This window comes from Terriglobus albidus, from assembly GCF_008000815.1.
Taxonomy (GTDB): domain Bacteria; phylum Acidobacteriota; class Terriglobia; order Terriglobales; family Acidobacteriaceae; genus Terriglobus; species Terriglobus albidus_A.
This window is the reverse complement of record NZ_CP042806.1, coordinates 2,643,976-2,665,181: the sequence shown is the minus strand read 5'-3', so window position 1 is coordinate 2,665,181 and position 21,206 is coordinate 2,643,976. Positions and strand designations below refer to the sequence as shown.

Annotated in this window: 11 protein-coding genes and 1 tRNA gene; 3 read left to right on the top strand and 9 right to left on the bottom strand. The window is 56.0% G+C overall.

All coding sequences use genetic code 11. The annotated features are described in order from the left end of the window. Nucleotides 1-21 precede the first annotated feature (21 nt). The 3 genes from FTW19_RS10595 to FTW19_RS10585 form a co-directional block, all read right to left on the bottom strand. Nucleotides 22-498, bottom strand: a complete 477-nt coding sequence (locus FTW19_RS10595; protein WP_147647598.1) for a hypothetical protein — start codon at nucleotides 496-498, stop codon at nucleotides 22-24. 71 nt (nucleotides 499-569) lie between these two features. Beyond that, entirely contained in the window at nucleotides 570-3,986 is a 3,417-nt protein-coding gene (locus FTW19_RS10590; protein WP_187143415.1) for a TonB-dependent receptor, read from the bottom strand. A gap of 148 nt (nucleotides 3,987-4,134) precedes the next feature. Further along, nucleotides 4,135-5,553: an amidohydrolase family protein gene (locus FTW19_RS10585; RefSeq protein ID WP_222705564.1), complete on the bottom strand. Its 1,419-nt coding sequence runs from the start codon at nucleotides 5,551-5,553 to the stop codon at nucleotides 4,135-4,137. Nucleotides 5,554-6,026: 473 nt separating this feature from the next. Between FTW19_RS10585 and FTW19_RS10580 the strand changes: the two genes are divergently transcribed. Both FTW19_RS10580 and FTW19_RS10575 read left to right on the top strand, forming a co-directional pair. Further along, complete coding sequence (locus tag FTW19_RS10580) at nucleotides 6,027-7,217, top strand: sensor histidine kinase (RefSeq protein ID WP_147647596.1); 1,191 nt, start codon at nucleotides 6,027-6,029, stop codon at nucleotides 7,215-7,217. Continuing rightward, a complete protein-coding gene (locus FTW19_RS10575) occupies nucleotides 7,214-7,978 on the top strand; it encodes a LytR/AlgR family response regulator transcription factor (RefSeq protein ID WP_147647595.1) in 765 nt (254 codons plus the stop codon). Before FTW19_RS10580 ends, FTW19_RS10575 begins: the two co-directional genes overlap by 4 nt. Nucleotides 7,979-8,032: 54 nt before the next feature. Here FTW19_RS10575 and FTW19_RS10570 read toward each other — a convergent pair whose 3' ends face one another. From FTW19_RS10570 to FTW19_RS10555, 4 genes are all read right to left on the bottom strand, one after another. Then, the gene (locus FTW19_RS10570; RefSeq protein ID WP_147647594.1) at nucleotides 8,033-8,926 is read right to left on the bottom strand and encodes a DMT family transporter; all 894 of its coding nucleotides are present in this window, start codon (nucleotides 8,924-8,926) and stop codon (nucleotides 8,033-8,035) included. A 53-nt stretch (nucleotides 8,927-8,979) separates the two neighbouring features. After that, nucleotides 8,980-9,927, bottom strand: a complete 948-nt coding sequence (locus tag FTW19_RS10565) for a LysR family transcriptional regulator (protein WP_187143414.1) — start codon at nucleotides 9,925-9,927, stop codon at nucleotides 8,980-8,982. 286 nt (nucleotides 9,928-10,213) lie between these two features. Continuing rightward, entirely contained in the window at nucleotides 10,214-14,158 is a 3,945-nt protein-coding gene (locus tag FTW19_RS10560) for a penicillin acylase family protein (RefSeq protein ID WP_147647592.1), read from the bottom strand. 24 nt (nucleotides 14,159-14,182) lie between these two features. Next, nucleotides 14,183-17,050, bottom strand: coding sequence for a TonB-dependent receptor (locus FTW19_RS10555; RefSeq protein ID WP_187143413.1), 2,868 nt, complete (start codon nucleotides 17,048-17,050; stop codon nucleotides 14,183-14,185). A 275-nt stretch (nucleotides 17,051-17,325) separates the two neighbouring features. Between FTW19_RS10555 and FTW19_RS10550 the strand changes: the two genes are divergently transcribed. Continuing rightward, the gene (locus FTW19_RS10550) at nucleotides 17,326-19,485 is read left to right on the top strand and encodes a penicillin acylase family protein (RefSeq protein WP_187143412.1); all 2,160 of its coding nucleotides are present in this window, start codon (nucleotides 17,326-17,328) and stop codon (nucleotides 19,483-19,485) included. Nucleotides 19,486-19,563: 78 nt separating this feature from the next. On the opposite strand, the gene FTW19_RS10545 is transcribed toward FTW19_RS10550, so the two are convergent. Both FTW19_RS10545 and FTW19_RS10540 read right to left on the bottom strand, forming a co-directional pair. Beyond that, nucleotides 19,564-19,652: transfer RNA gene (locus tag FTW19_RS10545), tRNA-Leu, on the bottom strand. A gap of 137 nt (nucleotides 19,653-19,789) precedes the next feature. Beyond that, on the bottom strand, nucleotides 19,790-21,196 hold the full coding sequence (locus tag FTW19_RS10540; protein ID WP_147647589.1) for a glycoside hydrolase family 125 protein: 1,407 nt from the start codon (nucleotides 21,194-21,196) through the stop codon (nucleotides 19,790-19,792). Nucleotides 21,197-21,206: the final 10 nt, after the last annotated feature.

The window sequence follows — 21,206 nt, the reverse complement described above, 5'->3', positions numbered from 1 at the left end:
CACTTAAGAACGATCGCCAAGCTACTGGCGATCAAAGTATTCGATGTACGCCTTTGATTTGCCCTCAGGGGATTTGCCCACGCCCCAACGGACGAGATGTTTGCCGTCCTGCGAGAACATCCATAAAGCGCCTACGATAACATCTCCATCTTTTAGCTCAAGAAGTTCAAACTCGTTATCGCTGATTTTTTTGAGTGTCACCTGGTTATAACGCGGACTTCCGGATAGCGGAAAGGCTTTACCGCCGATACCTGCCGTGAATGAAACGGATGCCGGCTTGTCCTTATTCGTATCGTTGACCGAATGGTAGGTGAGCTGTTCCTCGGTAAAAACAAGATCGATGGCTAAGCTCATATTCTTGGGATAATTCCCATCACTCCAGCTCGACTTGGCATTCACGATCTTCCAGCTTCCGTTGAACTTGGAGTTCTGCGCATGAGCAACTGCACACATGGTTACTGCCCATCCGGCCACAACAATAGCAAGCTCCTTCATCATGCCTCCCTAGGTTTTTATGCTGAAAGAGACGACAGGTGACTTCTCAAAAGTCGCCCGCCGTCTGGCCTGTGCTAGAACGTCACCTTACCCGCAAACTGGATGACCCTTGGATTTCCAATGATGGAAGAGATCACACCAAAGCTGGAGCTGCTTGATATCGCCGACGAGGGGTTCGCGAAGTTCGTATGGTTGAAGACGTTGAAAAACTCAGAGCGGAACTGGAACCTGACGCCCTCGAAGAGTTGAAAGCTTTTCAACGCCGCAAAGTCCCAGTTCGCCTGTCCCGGGCCCCGAAGAGCGTTTCTTGAGACATTCCCGTAATAGTTCCCTGCACTTGCGAAGGCCGAGGTATTGAAATAGGCCTTGTAGCGGCTTGTTACGGAACCGTTCTTCTTCGCGTCCGCGATTGTTTTGCCCGAAGCAAACGATGCACGGGACGTACCGGTCCCGTAGTACGCCGCCCCATTCGCATCAGTCAGATCGAAGGGCGATCCATCCTGCAGGGTGGTTACACCGGTAAGCTGCCAATCCGCAAACAAGGCGTTGGTGAAGGCGTTGCGCTGCAGATGATAGCCCACGTACGGCACATCGTAGATGTAGTTAACAACAAACCTGCGTGGCCGGTCGAAGTCCGATCTGCCAGTTGCCTGATGAACATCGATCTGATCGCCATCGGAGTTCACGAAGGTTGAGCCGCTACTGCCGGAGCTGTCATCCACGGATCTCGAGTACGTGTACGAAGCCAGAAACTGCAAGCCGTGCGAGAGCCGCTTGGTGACACTCACTTGGAGCGAGTTATACCGCGAGTCCGTATTGGTCATCAGGTAAGTCAGGCCGTTCGGGCTCATCCCGAGGAAAGGCACCCGCTGGGCAAGGTTGGCTGAAGCCGTTGTGGTCGTAGTCACTCCGTTGACAGGGGTGGACGCGGACGCAATCCGGGCCTGATTGATATACATCTGGTTCGGAAGCTTCACTCCCTTGCTTCCGACATAATCAACTTCCAGGAGTAACGACTTTCGTGCCTCCCACTGGACATTCCCTACATATTGGTGCATGTAAGGCATTCCCATATTCGGATCAACCGCATTGGTTGCCAACAGGCTGCTTGCCGGGAACGTGAAGGGGTCAGGCAGCAGTGGCGTGGTCGGCAAGGCAGACGGCAGAGGCAGCGCCGGGAACGGATTGGCGAGGCTCGCCCCATTCGCATTGGTCCCCGACAGATCGGACTTGATGTAGTTAGGCGGAGCCAGCGCGGTTCTCAGGCTGATCTGGTTCGACAGCCGATCAAAGAAGATGCCATAGCCGCCGCGCACCACAATGCTGGGTAAGGCCTGGTAAGAGAAGCCTACGCGAGGCGCGAAGTTCTTCCACATCTCATGACTCAGCAGCCTCGGATTGACAGTCGGAACCCCGTTCAGCAACTTGCGCGCATTGGCTGACTGAACAAAACCGGCGCTGGTGTATCCACCGGAGGGAGGAGCCGTGTAAAGCGAAGGGACGAAGTTCCCGTTTCGTCCACCCTGATCAACACCAGAACCATAACGGTCCCAGCGAAGTCCGGCATTGAAGGTGAGTTTACGGGAGATCTTCCAATCATCCTGAACAAACAGCGTATAGTCGGTCAACCGGTCGTTACGGACACCGATATTGCTCGCTACGCTGGCATTGCTCAATGCCCCGTACGTACTCAAGCCGTTGCCACCGCTCGCCACGCTTCCAGAAGAACGCCCGAGCAAGAAGTCAGGAAACGAGTACAGCGTGATCGTACCCAGCGTGCGGTTGTAGGTGTTGTAGTTGTCCTGATATCGTCTCAGTTCAGCGCCAATACGCACGCTATGCTTTCCTTCGATTACAGACACCGTGTCCGTGTATTGAAAGGTGTTCTGGTGTCCTGCCTGATTCCCGTCCGTGCTATATCCAAGCGTGAACGTTCCGGAGCTTCCTGATACGGCAATCGTTGGGATGTTATTGAAGATCGATGAATTGAACCGGCTCATTCCGATCGATCCGATTGGAATTACGTTTTCCACACCGAGCGCTCCCATAATGCGCATCAGCCCCGCATGGGCCTCATTGACGACGCGGGGGCTGAACACATGCACATCTGTCAGATTGAACGCACGGGACTTGAAGTCCTGGGTTTGTCCAAATCCAGCTACTGTTGCAGTCGTAAATGAATTGAACTGAGGCTGATTCGCAAGCAGGCCGCGAACCGTGAAGTGATTGCTTGTGCTGAAGCTATGGTCGATCGTCGCAACCCATTGATCTTCTGTGTATCGCGACGGAATTGAAACGGAATAGTTGTTGGTTGTCGCTGACGACTGCGGGCTCGGAATGACGTATTGCCCGTTCGGTAGCTTGTAGTTCAGAAGCGCGAGTGCAACCGGAGAGATATTCGAGCCATCATTCGCGATGGCGAGGCCTCCGTTGGTCCCCGTCTTGCCTCCGTATGCGGCGCCAAGTGCGGCAGCAGTCCGCATGGAACCATAAAGACCGGATGGCAGACTCAGAGTCTTCGAGCCGGCAAGGCCATTCACCTGCCGCGTCCCTTGATAGCTCGCAAAGAAAAACATCTTCTCTGCGATGACAGGTCCTCCCAATGAGACACCGAACTGATTTTGTTTCAGAACTGCTCTTTTTGTGCCGTTCTGGCGAAACAGGAAGGTATTCGCATTCAATGCGTCATTGCGGAAGAACTCATAGATGGATCCATGAAAGCGACTGGTCCCGGTCCTGGTCACAAGTGCCGTGTTCGCGCCGCCATTTCTTCCATATTGCGCGTCGTACATTCCGGTCTGAACCTTGAACTCCTGGATGGCCTCGGGGGATGGCACGGCAACGCCGTTTGACGAAACCGAGTTCTCAGCAAGCCCGTTGCTGTGAATATTGATCGCGTCAATTCCGTCGATCGTGAGGCTGTTGGATACGGCTCTGGCGCCGTTGGCATAGATCGTCTGCGTTCCTCTTCCCAAGGAACCAGCGTTATTGACGTTAGAAGAGGTTCCCGGGGAAAGCGTCATCAACTGGGTGAAGTTTCTTGTGGATAAGGGAACCTCCTGCACCGTCTTTTCATCAACGACACGGCCCAGGGTAGAGGTATCTGTCTGCAGCAGCGCGCTGTTATCCGCGGCGCTGACCTCCACCTGTTCATTCACACCTCCTACGGGCAATACGGCATCCAGCGTTGCCGTCTCGCTGACCACCACCGTCGCCTTGGCCCTTAGCTCCTTGAAGCCGGAAAGTATAAATGTTACTTCGTACGATCCAGGCGTTAACAACGGAAACCGATAGAGTCCGTTCTCATTGGTCTTAACCGTCTGCACTTGGCCGGTGGTCGCAGCAGTCGCGGTTACGGTGACATCGGTCAGGACAGATTTGCTCGCGTCCGAAACCTCTCCCGCCAGAGCGCCCCCAGTTTGAGCATGGCTCAAGGGCGGCGCGGAGAATGCAACCACAAAGGCAAACAGGATGGCCAAACCACGCAACACGCATCGAGGAGCTTTTCTGCTCGCCCCTGCAACATCGCCCAAAAGAACTTCCCGCCCAACAAAAACACTGTTCTTCATGGTGTCCTTTCCGAATCAGGGTTGTGGTCGTCGACAGATTTCAAAACTGCACTGGCATTGACAGTCCCTGCTAGTGCACATTCTCGGGAGGGGATGCTTTCAAAAGAGGTTTTGGAACATGTGGCGGAACGTTGATCTGACCGTGATCGACCATGACCAGGCCGTCGCGGATTACCATGCTGACCTGCTTCAGATCGTCAAGATTCTGGTCAGGCTTTCCATCGACAACGATCACGTCGGCCAACTTTCCGGGCTCCAAGGTTCCCAGCTTGTCGCCGACATCGAGCATCTGGGCGTTCGTTCGAGTGGCCGCGATCAGCGCGCCGGAAGGGGTATAGCCTCCCTTTACAAACCATTTCAGTTCCGCGATGTAAGTATTTGGAGTAAACGCGTTTGCGTTGCCGATGGTGTCAGTACCGACTCCCAGGCGAATGCCGGCGGCCTTCATCTTCTTGAAGACATCGAAGTCCTGCTGGCTGCCAAGGGTGAACCTGCGAGAGGTGACACCGTAATAGCCTCCCGAACTATCAAGAAGGCTCTGATAGACCTGCAGCGTCGGGTCTGCGTCGGTGTGATGCTGCGCCATCAGACGAATCGTTTCATCAGTTCGAGGAAGCGGGTGCTCGATCATATCGACACCCGCTTCGATTGCCCACCTGATATAGAACGTCTCGCAGTCACACGTGACGCGCAGCCCGAGAGCATGGGCCTCTTCCACCGCCGCCCGCACCTCCCCCGGCGAGAAGATGCTCGCGATCTTGATCACGTTCGCGCCGTTCTTGAAGTTTTGACGGACTGCCTTGCGCCATTCGTCAGGACCATCGACCTCTTGCGCGAATGCCGATGAATGAATCGGGCTGATAGGCCGATCGGCGGCATGTCCACCGGTTCCCGTAATGATGTGGCCGGCGGCAAAGACACGCGGGCCGGGAGCACGATCCTCCGCCATCCATTCACTGAGCAGGAAGGGCGCGTTCAAGACACCATTCATATCGCGGACCGTAGTAAAGCCACTCTCAATGAAGTAGCGCAGGTTGGTCAGCCCACGCAGCACACCTGCGCCCTCGCTTGCCTGCTCGTCGACCGGTGTTGACGAGTCCGGATAAGTGATGTGGACATGCAGGTCGATAAGCCCGGGCATCACTGTTTTATCTGTGACGTCGACTACCTTCGCGTCTGTGGGCCAGTTCGTATCCTGGGGAGGGAGAATGCTTTTGATGTACTTCCCTTCCATGACGACAGTAGCTGCGTAGGCATCGGTCTTAACCGAGTCAAATACGCGTCCGCCGCGGAGCACGAGTACAGGCTTTTTTACCGTAACTTCAGGGCGGATCGGGATGTGACGGGGATCGTCGCTTGTGGCGGCCTGTGGCCAGATAAAGGCACGCCTGTCCTCAACTCTCTCCTGAGCCTGGACTCCGGCTAGAAAGGTGCTGACGGAAAAGCACACTGCAGCGATAGAGAAAGTACGGCGTCGGACGCAAGACAACGCTTGGCTCCTTAGGGCTTCAGTTTCAGTGATTCGGACTTCGATAAGGCGGTACCTGCCGCCGGCTCGTGCGCGGGCACACTACAGCATCAGGTACAACACACTGCAAAAAGTCATTGCTTCAACGGGCACTCAGCAGGAGAGATCAAGGTGTCCTCTACCGGGCTTTACTTCCCGTTATCCAGACGACATCGGCCATGCGGTGGCTCGGCTCTACGGACGCATGAGACAAAACGCTCAAACCAGGCTGATTGTGCTGAAGAGCAGCCTGTCCAGGGTCTTCCAAAAACGCGAAAAGCATCACTGGAGAACTTAATTGGCATCGTGTATGACTTGAATCTAAAACAGACTGCAAATCTTGCCGAGCACTTTGAGCTGAATCGTAGAAATCCGAGGCTGAATCGTATTAGGACGCTGTTAGGCTTGCATTAAAGCTACAACAATCGCATGATGCAACCATACGGAGCACATTCATGACTCCTTCGGCGACCACATCCAATCGATCGCTCGTGCGACTCAGTTCGTTCTGGGTGATTTGTTTTGTCGCCTGGAATATGGTCGTCGTCCTAAATGCAGGGCAATGGTACATTTACGATCTGTTTGCGGGTCACACCACACCGTTACTGGCCTATCTGACTCTGTCAATGGCGGTCTGGTACACGCGGGCAGCCTTGTCACCGATCGTGTTGTACGTTGCCGCGCGATATCGCCTGCGCGAAAAGGCAATCGTCAAAGCACTTTGCCTCTACATCGTTGTGGCTCTCGGAGCCGGCCTGCTCACCAGCGCCGTCCAGGCATTCACCTTCCAGTTGGTCAGATCGGGGCGTCCGCTCCAGGATCAGGCAGTCGCGGCGATTGTTCACCGTTATGCAAACGAGGGCGATGCCGAGTACCGCATCCTCTCAGGACTGGTGCGGAGTTGGAACTATGTTCTTTACAACCTGCTGACCTATTGCATGGTGATCGGCCTGGTGCAGGCCTGGTACTACTACGAGGATGCCCGACGGCGGGAGCTGCAGACGGCACAGCTCCACGCGGAGTTGGCTCAGACGCGTTTGAGCCTCCTGCGGATGCAGCTCCATCCGCACTTTCTCTTCAACACGCTTCACTCAATCGCTACACTCTTTCGCTATGATCCAGACGCCGCGGAAGATATGTTGCTCCGGTTGAGCCAGTTGTTGCGTGCGTTTCTGGAGCAGGAAGAGACGCCCGAGATTCCCCTGGAAAAAGAGCTCACCTTCCTGGAGTGCCATCTCGGCATCGAGCAGGTGCGTTTCGGTGATCGGCTTCACTCCTCTATCGAGGTAGCGCCGAACCTTATGGATTATGCCGTCCCCGCGCTAATCCTTCAACCGCTGGTCGAGAACGCCATCCGCCATGGCATCGGAAAGCACGAAGGACCTGACGCGATTCAAGTGAGAATCTACCTGGAGACAGATTCCCTTCATCTCGATGTAGTGAATAGAAACGGGGTGCTCGATAAGAGTTCGAACCGCTTTCAGCATGGAATAGGGTTGCGGAATACAACCGTACGCTTACAGACGTTATATCGGGACCGCGCAACATTTTCTCTTGATTCGTTAGAACCAACGGGCGTTGCCGCACGAATCTCGATTCCGGCACGCCGCATTCCTCTTCCAGTCATTCCAGGTAAATCTGAGTGAGCATTCGAGTTCTGATCGTAGACGACGAGCAACTGGCACGGCGCAGCATCCAGGGATTTCTACGCGACCATGACCAGGTCGAGGTCGTAGCCGAGTGTGTCAATGGCTCTACAGCCGTCGAAGCGATTGAACGGCATCAACCAGATCTTGTATTCCTCGATATGCAGATGCCGGGAATGACTGGACTGGACGTAGTGTCGGCGATCGGTGAAGAACGGATGCCAGCAACTGTCTTCATTACGGCCTACGACAAATATGCGGTACAGGCATTCGACGCACACGCCGTCGACTATGTGCTAAAGCCATTTGGGAAAGAACGTTTCAACAAGGCATTCGGCCGAGCTCTCGATCGAATCAAACGCACACCCACCGAGAGCCAGGAGCCTGAGTGGCGCGAGGCACTGCGAAAGCTGTGCCGGCAAGAGGAATATCTTGAACGGATCGCAGTCTCCTCAAACGGTCGTGTGACGTTTGTGAAGGTTGAGGATGTGAGCTATTTCGAGGCTGAGCGAAACAGCGTGCGAATCCTCGCTGGTAAACACCAGTTCGAAATTCGCGATTCTCTGGCGTCACTCGAACAGAAGCTTGATCCTAGGCACTTCGTGAGAATCCATCGCTCCACCATCGTGCACCTGTGCAAAGTGAAAGAGGTTCATCCCTGGTTCAACGGATTCCATGTCGTAGTGCTGGAAGACGGCCGGCAACTCAGAATGAGCCGTTATCAACATGACGGATTGAAACGTCTGATGGGAAACCGGTAAGGCTACGCTCCCCCCATCTTGTAAAACCTAGCCAGGGCAAACGGAGATGGACTGTCACTCCGTTCCGAAACTTGCTTTTCTTTCCTGAAGAACAGGAACGAGCGAGCCAAGAATCAAAATCGCGCCCAAAACGAGAGAGGGCGAAATAGCTTCATCCAGAAAGATGACCCCTTCCGATACTGCGACGACAGGCATCAGGAAATAGCGGGATGCAAGGGTGTACGGGCGCACTTCGCGGAGCAGCCAGTAGAAAAGAAAAAAGCCGACGGCACTGCTGAAGATGCCGAGAAACAAGATAGCCTCGACGGCACTTATGTCCCACCTCGTGGATTTGCCTCGGTCAAACAGCAGGCTGGCCAAACCTATCAGGACTGCAGCACTTACGGAAAGACATCCGCTGACCGTTAACGGTGGCAGATGCCTGAGATGTTTTTGGGCGGTGATGCTCGACCATGATCCCAGAAAAACAACCAGCACAATTGCCGCCACACCGCCGATCTGCGAGGACGACGACCTGGTGGAGTGCATGACACACATTATGCCGATGATGCCGCAGACAAGACCGACAAGGACACCCCGGCTCAGACGCCGGCGATGTGATGGCGCAGATGCGACGACTTCCAGGACCAAAACCACAAGGGGTGAGGCCGAGAAAAGGATGGAGGTCAGGCCGGTCGAGACGCGCCCCGCGGACCACCCAATTATGCAGAACGGAATCACAATCGTGAGCAGACTGAAGCCGACGAGCGTCGGCCACTCACGCAAGGGCGGTAATGCCTCCCGGCGCCATTTCATCCCGGCCAGCAACACAACACTCGCGATAAGAAACCTGAGAGCGACCGACCGCAGCACCGGCATATGTTCTACGGAGACACGAATCGCCGCCCACGTGCTTCCCCACAGGAAAGAGAGCAGGAGAAATCCACCGAGATGTTTGCGGGAATGCATTCTCTTCCGCTCTCCTTGATCGTGCTCTACCTTCCTCTGTGGGAATCGAGGCGCTATGCGCTGATGCGCGCTGGAAACACTTCGGAGTTGCGGACAGAAACAACTGGTTCGCGCTGCCCACCCGTCAAACGCCGAAGTTCTTCCATGACCAGATGCAGCCCTTCGGAGACTTCCTCATTGCGCCACGCCATTCCCATCTGAGATCCCTGCACCGATTCACGAAACGGGAGACGAATCACTCCTGGAAAATGAAGTTGTGACGAGGCCTTGCCCGCCAAGGCAGCTACTCTGCCGCCGGCCACGATCGCAAGCCGCGCATTGTGATCGATCGGCCCTTCGACCAGGCGCACTGGAGCAACGCCGTGCTGCGCAAGCGCGGCCAGCGCCAGAGGCGTGCATCGCAAACACTCCTTTGCACTGACTGTCAGCAGCGGTTCACGGACAAACTCCGCGACGGAGATCTCTGTCATTGAAGAGTAGGGCTCACGATCTGGCAGGACCGCGACCATAGACTCCGAGCACAGATATTCAAACTGGACATCCTCGGCATAAACCGGCAAGGTCATCATCAACAGATCGACACGGCGCGATTGCAAAGCCTGCAACCTTTCGCCGGGCACCATTGCCTTAAACTCCATCTGGATTTCGGGGTGCTGCTCTGCCATCGTCCGAAGCAGCTTTGGAAGCACTTCAAACTGTCCGGCCTGACTGCAGCAAATGCGCACTGGCTGCGAGGCCTCGGCCTGCTTCATGCGATTACCGGCCTGTTCCACCTGCTCAAGAATGCCTCTGGCTACGCCAAGTAACTCTCTGCCGGCAGCGGTGATTGAGACACCCTGCCGGGAGCGCTCAAACAGACGCACCTCAAAACTGTCTTCCAGAGATTTGATCTGTGCTGTGAGTGTCGGCTGCGACATATACAGCAGCCGGGCTGCCTTGGCGTAGTTCAGGGTCTCGGCAAGCACGAGGAAAGATCGGAACTGGCTAATTCGGAAATCCATTCGAACTCTCCTCATACGCATGGATGGAGCTTCGCCGATAGCGTGAGCTGCCAAGCCAACAACTATGGGGAAGGAATGATTTCTTTAGAAATGATGCTGAAGTGCGCTGTTGATCGCGATCTTAACACGACCTTTATCTTTCCTTCAAGACAAGGGTTATCGCCTCCACCTGGACACAGGCAGGCGGGGCGTTGCCCGATAAGCCCTCGATCCTTCGCGCAAGTGCTGGATGGAAGGGCGTTTCCTTGAACGATTGAACGTTTCCGCCCCTTCCGATCATCGGAGACTAACGTATTGCTCTCACCTGCAGCATTTTCCCGTGATAGTCCGCCGGGTTCACATTGCGCACCCAGGTGGACTTACGACCGGATTGCGTGAGGTTGATGACCTCCACGTCAACACGTGCCGGCTGCGCGAAACCAAAATACAGCGGCAACGCACTTTGTGAGCTGTAGGAACTTCCAGTATCGACGAGCTGATAGCCAAGCAGCTCTTTTGTCCCGGCGCGGTAGACCTTCACCTCGGCTCCGGGGCGCGAGTAATGCCCCTGATCGTCGAGGACAAGTACAGCCAGCGATCGGCCGGGAGCGCCTACCGGCAGCACATTGCGATAGAGGTTGACTCCGCCTTCGCGCTCATGATCGGCCAACGCAAGATCGAGTGCGCCGTCGTTGTCAAAGTCGACCCAGACCACAGCATGATCGGCATCGTGCTTCAGCATGTATCCGGGCGTTACATCGGTAAACGTGCCGCCGTTGTTGTGCCACAGATAGTCGCGGATATTCTCGTGGCCGCTCAGGTATCCATCGGCATATAGATCAGGCTTGCCGTCGTTATCATAGTCACCCCACCCGGTCGAGACCAGATGGGCGTTAATACCTAGACCCACCTCAGGCGCTACGTCGTGGAACCGGGTTCCATCGTTCATCAACAACCAGGCAGGCCCATAGTTGGCGGCAAAGACATCGAGCTTACCATCGTTGTTGATATCAATTACGCCAAGGCCGACGCTTCCATAATTGATGCCACGGTTCTCCGCCGCGACTCCCAGCTCTTTTGCCTTGTCAGTAAAGTGGCCGTTGCCGTCATTGACGTAGAAACCATTGGCGTCGCCGTTCTGATTCGCTTCAAACAGGCTTAGATGTCCGCTCTGGTTATAGTCGAACCAGACGCCGGCGATGGTCTTGCGCGGATCGCCCAGGCCAGTTTTCGCGGTCGTATCGCTGAAGTGGCCGTTGCCGTCGTTGTGATAGATCTTGTTTTCCTTCTCACGGAAGGCGACCGCCAGGTCAACCAGGCCATCGTTATCGTAGTCCACAAAACTAATCTGTCTCGACTCTCCTGTATCGTAAAGACCGCTTGCAAGTGCAACCTCTGTGAAATGCCCGTTGCCATCGTTTCGATATAGCCTGTTTGGCACCGTTGACGTCATTCCAAAGCCGACATAGAGATCGAGCAGCCCATCACCGTTGTAATCACCCCATGCGGCGGAGCGAACCTCGTTGGTATCGATGATGCCGCTGGACAACGTTACGTCGACAAACCTGCCGTGGTCGTTGTGATACAAGCGGTTCATGTCGCTGCGATAACCGACATACATATCCGGCCAGCCGTCATTGTCATAATCACCAACGACAATGGTCACAGCAGCAGGGATGTTGAAGATGTCCGTCTGTACGCGTTCAAAGGCGGCATCTTTATCGCTGCCCTCCGCTTCGCTGTAAGGAGCGAGTGTCATCGTCTCTTCGGCGACTTCATCCACCTTCGCTTTGGAAAACGCAAGTGGGAAGTACGCCCCATTGCCCCACCCCGCGGCAAGATCGGTTGCATGCTTTGCGCCTGCATTAGCCTGGTTGCCGGGCGCATTCAGAGCCACCGACCTGTCCCAGTTTTGCGGATCGAGGACGAACATGGCAGAGGCCCCATGAAACTCTGAAGAGCCTGCGGGGCTAACGTTACTTGTCGCTTGAATGGTAAACGCATCTCCTCCACGCGATACGGGATCCAGATGAAAGACAACGGCGGTCTTGTCATTCTCCAGGGGATGGCGCAGCTCGGCTTTGTGGACCTTTCCCCACGCCCAGGCAGAAGGGTCGGCTCCGAATCGCTTATGAATCTCCGCTACAGCCTCATCAAGAGCTGCGGTCACGATGCTATTGCGTTTGGTGAGATCCTTTTCCGAGGACAGCCAACTGATCACCTGACGAGGATCGGTACTTTTGATCTCTCCCTTCAGGCTCTCCGGCAGGTTCGCCGTATACACCTTTGCCGCCAGCTTGTAGTACCAGAACTCATACAGCGTCGCGGCTGTGGAATCCATGGAGACATCCAAATTCCATCCCAACAACATATGGATGGCATCTCGTGTTGCCACTTCTGAGGCAGGAACACTCTTCAGCATCGGTACCAGCTTTTCCGCCACCAGCGACTTGTGGTCGAACTGAAGGTGCTCCATATCGTCCAGGCTGAACTTTTGCTTTCGGCTCAGTACCTCCGTAATGCGGTCGAAGCGATAGGGCGCACTGTACTCATAGCCGAGCGAGCTTTGGTATTTTGAGAAATACCGGCTCACCACATCGTTGTTCGCTGAAGCATAGTAACCACGACTGCCATTCAACTCGTGTGGCAACGACTCCATCGCTTCGATGCCCTGCCACTCGTATCTCCCGTCTTTACCGGGAACCGGCAGCAGACCATCCCAACCCTTACGAACCGGAGACGCAGCTGCGGCAATGTAGCCATAGTTCCCCTTCACATCGGCATATACAAGGCTGTGTGACGGGAGATACCAGGACTTTGCGACGCCCTTCGTAAACTCATCCCAGTTCTTCGCCTGCATCACATTCAGGCTTCCCAGGTATCCCGCACCACCCGGCATTGAGCCTACCCAACGCAGCGCGTATCCGCGGTGGCGCTTCGCGTCCAGATACAGCAGCGGGCCGTGCTCCGTCGATCTCACATCGTAGATCTCTGGGGCAGGCTTCCCTTTCACGCGGATCAACTGGCGATCCACGCTCAATGGAATCCACTTTCCCTTGTAGAGGTACGCTGTGTTTTCGGGATTCGTCTCCTCGACGTAGAGATCCTCCTGATCCACACCGAGGATGGTGAAACCCCACGCAACATTCTCGTTGTGACCGATGGAGACTCCTGGAAGCCCAGGTTCGGTTGCACCGATCACATTCCAGCCGGGAGCGACCAGATGAACAAAGCTACGTAGTGACGGGTTCACTACCTCACGGTGCGGATCGTTGGCGAGCAGCGGCATTCCGGTCGCGGATTTACCTCCGCCGATGACCCAGTTATTGCTGCCGAGATCACTGTTCCCGGCGATCTGTTCCGTGAGTGCTGACAGAGTCTGGTCCGCCAGCTTCTGCTGATCGGTCGTCGGCGAACTGGCAGTGGAAGATTTACTACTGCTCTCCTGAAACTTCCAACGGAGATCGCCGGCATCACGCGTAATGTTCAGGATCTCCTGAGTAATATCGTCCAGATCGAGTCCTTCCGGCACGACCGTCTTATGCACGGGATCGGTGACCAGAGCGCGATCGACCTCCGCAACAGTTGCCTTTTTGAGCGCCAGGGCACGCGCCACTTCGCTGGCAACATTGCGCGTCAAGCTCCAAGCCACCATGCGGTTGAGCAGTGTCGTCGCCGTCCATACGGGTTCCGGATTAAAACCCATCAGGCGAAACTCAATCGGCAGCTTTCCTGACTCGAGCGTTTCGACGATTGCCGCGTTGACTCCTCGGGCAAACGATTCGAAGATGACCTGCCCCTCCGGGTGGTATTTCGCCATCTCCTCCTGCAGATTGCCGCGGTACTGGAGCGTGCGGGCAAAGCGGTCGCGTTCCAGGTAACGCGGCCCCAGCACCTCGGAGAGCCTGCCCTCTCCCATGCGCCTCCACATCTCGAGCTGCCACATGCGATCCTGCGCAGCGACATACCCCTGCGCGAAGAACAGGTCGGCCGTATTCTGCGCGTAGATGTGGGGCACGCCAGACCGGTCACGCACGATACGGACGGGCTGCTTCACCCCCTTCACCAGAACGGTTCCGCTGGTCTCCGGCAGGTTCTCCTTGGCCAAACCCAGTAGCTTCTGCGGAGTGGTCTGCTGCAGGTTAATTGGCGCGGGTGGAGGATACTGCGCCGATGCGGTGATCGCAGATACCAGCCCAACTACCGCGACTGACTTCGCGGCGATGCTTGCAGCCATAGCCCAGTTTTTCATCACTCGTCTCCTCACACGCAGCGGTTAGCGGTTGTTCCAGGTCACCCGGACACCAAATTGCAGTTGGCGAGGATCTGCCGCTGAGCTGCGAGTAAGAAAGGCAGTCGATGAGATGGTCGCTGTCGGTGCGTTGAAGACCGGTGTATTGAAGATGTTGTAGGCTTCGGCGAAGAGATTGACCTTAAAGACTTCGCGAAAGCTGAACTCTTTCGCGCCTCGCACATCAACGCGAGATCCTCCAGAGCCCTGTGCGAGCTGGCTCATGGTTACCGGAGACAGGTTCAGTGCCGGCAAGGTAACTCCATTGAAGGACGTGGCAGTTTTGAGGGTGCGCGCTGCGTTGATCAGATCGAGATTGTGCTGGTTGGCGTGGCCGCCGGCGAACTTGGTCAAACCTGCTGGGCGATCGCTGGTATTGCCATCGCCATCGAGGTCGCGTCCATAAGTGATATTGAACGGCGTCGTCGTCAAGACCGCGGCAACGCCGGAGATCTGAATGCCCCATGGGAAATAGAACATCGGAGCTACTGTCAGAACCTGACGGCGGTCAAGCTCATCCAGACCACGGTCAGCATTGCCCATGAGGTGAAATGGATCCGAGGGAGCGGCCGTATTGTCGTTCAGACCATCGGAAACGACCTTCCCCAGCGCATAGGAAGTCTGCACACTCGCGCGGCGATAGCGGGTACGGAACTGCACCTGCAGCGCCGTATTCCAGGACGTGGTTGTGCTATCAAACAACGTTACCGTGCTGAACTGCTTCAACGGCCGCGGATGCGCGCTATTGAGCGGCCCGATGGCCGGAAGATTGGCGTCGTGCCCAGTCTGCAGGCCGGTCTGGATCTGCCGGACGAAGTCCACCACCAGCACAGAGTTCCGGCCAAACCCGTGTTGTACACCAGCCGTCAGCTCGTGTACGTAGGGAATGTTCAAATGATCGCCGGGCAGATAGATTAGACGCCCACCCTGCAGCGCCACGTATTGTTGCAGGCTCAGGCCGCCGAGCACAGCGGTGGTGTTGGGATAGTACTTCAACAAGTTCGGATCGCTGATTTGGACAGTGAAGTTGTCGGTCACCGTCTGTCCCTGCATATTGAAGAACGGACGATTGCGGACCGAGTAACCGCCATATGCCGCACGCAGCACCGTTGTTCCCTTGCCCATCAGATCATAGGCAAAACCGACACGCGGCTGGACATTATTCCAGTCATTCCCGCGATCTGCTGAAACGTAATTGGAGAGCCCCGCATAGGCAGAGTTGTTCAGAAGATGTGCTACATACCGCTGGCTGCGTAGATCGGTTTCGAAGTCATAGCGCAGGCCGGCGTTCATCGTCAGACGTGGCGACAGCTTGACATCATCCTGGATGAAATAGCTCTGCTCGGAGTTTTTGTAGACCTTCGTCGAGAAACCTGACCCGATGGTGAGCCGGGTTGGCCAGGTGGCGGAGTTGTTGATGTCGAACGCCGCATCGGTATTGAAGTTCCACACGCCCTGACCGTAGTAGTTCGAGTCAAAGTGCAGCACTTCGTATGTAAGGCGGGTACCCAGCTTGATAGTGTTCCGGCCCTTCGTGATGTAAAAGGTGTCATTCAGACCGACACGCTTACGTGGATACCCTTGAGGTTTGTTGGGCTGCGCTCCCAGCGTGAATGACGGCCGTACCTGCTGCGCTCCCTGAGCCAGGATGAAGCGATATGTATTCTGGTCAAGGAACTCCAGCTGAAAGCTGTTCAGCATTGACGGCGTGAAGATGTGGCTCCACTGCCCCATCACATCATGGAAGGCGATCGAGTAGTTGTCGTTATAGGCGTACGTCTCGTTGATGTCCTGCTGCTCCCACAGGTAGCGCAGATACCCTGAGTTCTTCTCGTTGATCTGGTGATCGAGCTTTGCCTGGAGCGTCTTTTCCGTGGTGTTGTTCGGATAGGTTCCATTCACCTGAGAGGCAAAGGGGTTGCTTGCCGCCAGCGCCTGGTAGTAGGCAGAGGTTTGTTTTATGTACTCATCGGCGACAAAGAAATGGGTTCTGTCTCTGACGACTGGCCCTCCAACCGCGGTACTGTAACGATTGAGAGAGAACGGCGGCTGGTTACCGCTGTTGAAATAGTTGCGCGCATTGAGCGCATCGCGGCGGCCGAAATAATTGAAGAGTGCATCGTACTTGTTGGTTCCGGAACGTGTAACCACATCGACAACGGCGGTTCCGGCGCGGCCATACTCCGCATCAAACTGATTTCGCAGAACGCGAAATTCACGCACTGAGTCCTGATTTACGTCAACAATCGAGAATCCATAGATCGGGTGATCGAGCGAGGCTCCGTCAACCAGCGTGGAGTAGCCGCTACGCACGTTGCTACCTCCCACGGCCGTCTGTGTACCGAAGCGTGCATCGCCGGAGAGCGATGGCGCGCCGCCCGGCAGAAGCTGCGCCAGAGCGATAAAGCTGCGGTTGATGACAGGAAGATCCAGTAGTTGCTGGCGGGTGATAACACCGGAGACAGTTGTCGTGGAGGTCTCTACGGCAAGGCCTGGAGCAGAGGCCTCAACGGAGATGGTTTGCGTGTCGCTGCCCGCAGCAAGACGCACATGCAGTTCCCCGATCTGGCCAACCGTAAGATTGATAGCACTGCGGTCATTGCTGAAGCCCTCCATGGCCGTGACCACTTCATAAGGGCCAGGCGGCAGAGCTGCCGCACGCGAAAGACCTGACTGGTCTGTCGTCAGCGCCTGGGTCAGGCCGGTCTCAGTGTTCCTGACGTTGACCTTGGCGCCGACAATGACCGAACCGGTAGCATCGGTCACATCCACACGAATTTCAGCCGTCTGTGCATATGCGGAGACGGCCAAAAAGATAGAACTGAGCAATAACAGAAGACGCTTACCCGTCACGGGGAGACCTCCAGTTTCTGATACCTGAAAAGAACGGAGCACCAGCATGCCGTGCGACCGGTTGCCCTTCGTCGTAGAGATTGATAACTGTAAGCGGGAGTGTAAGCGGCGTTTTGTTCTGGCTGTAATAGAAGTTTCCTATCCCTCGATAGAAACAAACGATTACCTCTCGTCCGATGACCATTGGATAGTGGATGGTATCTGCGCTCCTCCACCTTCATTGCCTATCGGCCAGGTGCTTGCAGAAACCATTCGCAGTCCATGGAAGGAAGCTCGTGATCAATCGACGACAAGGTCTCTGCCGTACGCTGACGGCCATCACACTGTCACTTACGGCAAGCATCAGTATTGCGGCGCAGCATCATTCAAAGACTGAGAGCACACCACACGGCAAAGTGGTGTGGGATACCTACGGCGTTCCACACATCTTCGCCAGCAACACACCCGGACTGTTCTACGGGTTCGGATACGCGCAGGCCAAAGGGCACGGCAATCTGCTGCTTCATCTTTATGGAGAATCTCGCGGCCGTGCCGCCGAGTACTGGGGCACAGCATTTGCCGCCACCGATCGCTACTATGCCGCCAATGATGTGGCTGAGCGCGGCGCTGACTGGTACCGCCAGCAGAGCGCAGAGATGAAATCTTACCTCGATGCATTTGCCCAGGGCATCAACGATTTCGCAGCGCAGCATCCGGATGAACTCAGCGACGAGTCGAAGCGTGTGCTCCCTGTCACTGGAGTTGACGTCATCACGCACTGGGAACGGGTGATGGAATTCAACTACATCATGCCTGAGCTCAAGGCGCTTCCCTCCGGAAACACGACCACAGAAGCAGCGCTGCACCTGCCGAACGCCCTTGAGGCCGCCAGAGATGATGATGGATCCAACGGCTGGGCGATCGCTCCGGTCAAGTCTGCCAACGGGCATCCGATGCTGCTGATGAATCCGCATCTGGGGTGGGCGCCGTCCTACCAAACCTATTTCGAAGCACAGTTGAGCGCTCCAGGCATTGACATGTACGGAGCCACACAGGTTGGCTTCCCCGTTCTTCGTTTTTGCTTCACGGACGATCACGGAATCACCAATACCGTGAACACCATCTCGGCCGGCACGATCTACAAACTCACGCTACGCGATGATGGATATCTCTATGACGGTACAGTCCACAAATTCGACGTCAAGACGAAATCGATCAAAGTTCGCCAGGCTGACGGCTCACTCAAGGAAGAGAGCTTCCAGGTCCGAGCTTCCGTTCATGGGCCGGTCTTCACCCGCAAAGATGGAACCACCATTGCAACGCGTGTTGCCGGACTCGACCGCCCTTTCGGCATTGAAGAGTACTGGAATATTGACAAGGCCAAAGGCTTTGCTGCCGTAGAGGCGGAGTTGAAGCGCCTGCAGGTGCCGACCTTCAACATTCTTTACGCCGGGCGTGATGGCCATATCCTTTATCAGTTCAACGGCGTCGTTCCCGTACGGACACACGGTAACTTCCCGTACTGGTCCGGCCTTGTGCCTGGAGATTCTTCTGACAACCTCTGGACCAAGGTTCATCCCTATGAAGATTTACCGAGAGTGCTTGACCCTCCAGCCGGATGGATCCAGAACACAAATAATCCGCCGTGGGTCAATACTGCGCTACCGGCGCTTGACCCAACCAAATATCCGCCGTACATGTCGCCTGTCTCACTGTCCCTGCGATCAGAACAATCGGCGCTTCTCTTGGAGCAAAAGAACAAACTCACCTTCGATGACTTCGTTGCTCTCAAGCTTTCAACACGTTCGCTGATGGCAGACCGTCTGTTACCGGAGTTACTGGAGGGAGCATCTTCCAGCAGCGATCCTCTTGTGAAACAGGCAGCAGCAGTACTGCGTGCCTGGAACCACCATGACGACAATGACGCGCGCGGGGCGTTGTTATTCGAGACCTGGGCCGGCAAGTTTGCTGGACCGCAGTTCAGCAGCGACAAGAATTATCAATCCCCCTGGAGCATGAGCGATCCTCTTGGGACACCGAAGGGCCTCAAAGATCCTCAGCAGGCCGTGGCTATGCTGGCGGACGCCGCGCGTGACACGATCGCGAAGTATGGTGCGCTTGACCGTCCCTTTGGGGAGGTCTCCCGTTTCCATATCGCCGACGTCAACGTTCCCGGAAACGGAGGCTTTGGCAACACCGGCATCTTCCGCGTCATTACCTGGAGTCCGCTCGCACAGGGCGAGCGAAACCCAATTCACGGTGAGACCTTCATCGCACTTGTAGAGTTCTCCGACCACGCGAAGGCGGTCGGTATCACCACCTACGGGGAATCGTCGCAGCCCGCTTCCCCTCATCGCGGAGATCAGCTTTCTCTACTGTCGGAGAAGAAGTTTCGTACCTTCTGGCGGACGCCATCCGAATTAGCAAAGCATACGGAGGCAGAGATGAAGTTCTAACCTCCATCCGTGTTCAGTGCCAATCCCACTCTAGTTCTCTCTGGGCTACTCACATCACGCGCAGGGAAAATGTCATTGTGGTGCCCGGAGGGGGACTTGAACCCCCACGTCGCTTTCGCAACTGCGGATTTTAAGTCCGCTGTGTCTGCCGATTCCACCATCCGGGCACGCCTCTTAGATGCTATCGCAACTAGAGCATTTCCCTGCGGGTGTGATGTAGCGCTTTTCACATCTATAGGCGTTTTCCGCAATGAAAACGCCGCTGCACACTTCCTCCGGGATACCCAGCAACAGGGAAAATGCTCTAAGCGATCCAATCAGGATGGTTGTAGACCATGTGCGCCACCATCTCGCCAAATAAGGTATTCGCCCAGGCGAACCATGAGCGGGTGAACTTTGCAGGATCGCTCTTGAAGTAGCTCTCGTGGATGAATCCAGTCGCGCGGGCTGCCGTCTTCAACATCGTCAGCGCGGGTCCAGCCTCTTCCTTCTTTGTACTGGTCAGCGCATAGATGGTCTGCGACATCGGCCAGATCATGTCGTCGCCGATATGTGGTCCGCCGATTCCCTCGCCTGCCGATCCACGGAAGAACCAGGGATTGCGCTCGCTCCACACAAAGGCGCGCGTGCGCGCATACATCGCCGCATCCGGCGATGCGTTGAGATACGGCAGCGCCAGCAGGCTGGGCACGTTGGCATCATCCATCAGCAGTTGGCTGCCGAAACCGTCAACCTCAAAAGCCCAGATCGTACCGGTGTCGAGCTTCGCCACCGCGTATTGACGCAGGGCAACTTCGACCTCGGTGGCGAGGCTCTGCGCCTCCTGCGCTGTCGCGCTGTCATGCGTGATCGTGTTCATCATCTCGGCGAGTTGGCGCAGCGAGGTCACCGCGAAGAGATTCGAGGGCACAAGAAACGGAAAGACACATGCGTCGTCGCTTGGGCGGAAACCGGAGAAGATGAGGCCCACCGGCTTGATCGGATTGCCTTTACCAGCTCGTGGCAGCGTCTCAGTCGAGCGATCTGACTTACGCAGGAAGGTATATGGTCCATCGCCATTCTTGCGCTGCTGTACCCTCATGGTGCTCACCACGGTGCGCATGGCTTCCGTCCACGCGCTATCAAATGGCTTCGTATCTCCTGTCGCCTTCCAATAGCCATAGCTGAGGCGGATCGGATAGCACAACGAGTCGAGCTCATACTTGCGCTCGCCTACGCCGCGTTTCATCTCAGTCTGGTCAGTACGGCCCCACTCCAGCGGCGGGTCATCCAGGTTCGCCATAAAGGCATTGGCATAGGGATCGATCAGGAGGCAGCGGGCCTGGCGGCGGATGACGCCTTCAAGCAGCGCACGTAGTTTCTCGTCCTGTTTTGCCAGCGGAACATAGGGCCAGACCTGGGCGGAAGAATCCCGCAGCCACATCGCGGGGATATCACCGGTCAGTACGACCGTATCGGGCTTACCATCCGAGGTCCCCGGCTGCACCGTTGTATCCAGTGTGTTGGGGAAGCAGTTGACGAAGAGCTGCCGCAGCTCCGGATCGTTGATCCGCTTCGCGGTCTCGGCGATATAGCGCTCAACGCCCTCCGAGGTAAACTTGCGGTCCGCCGGCGCCGGCCTGCGATCCAGCACCTCTGCCTGCAGCCCAACGCTCTTCCCGGCAAGGGCCAACGTGCCCAGCTTCACTACTTCCCTGCGTGTCCAATGCATATTCCTGATT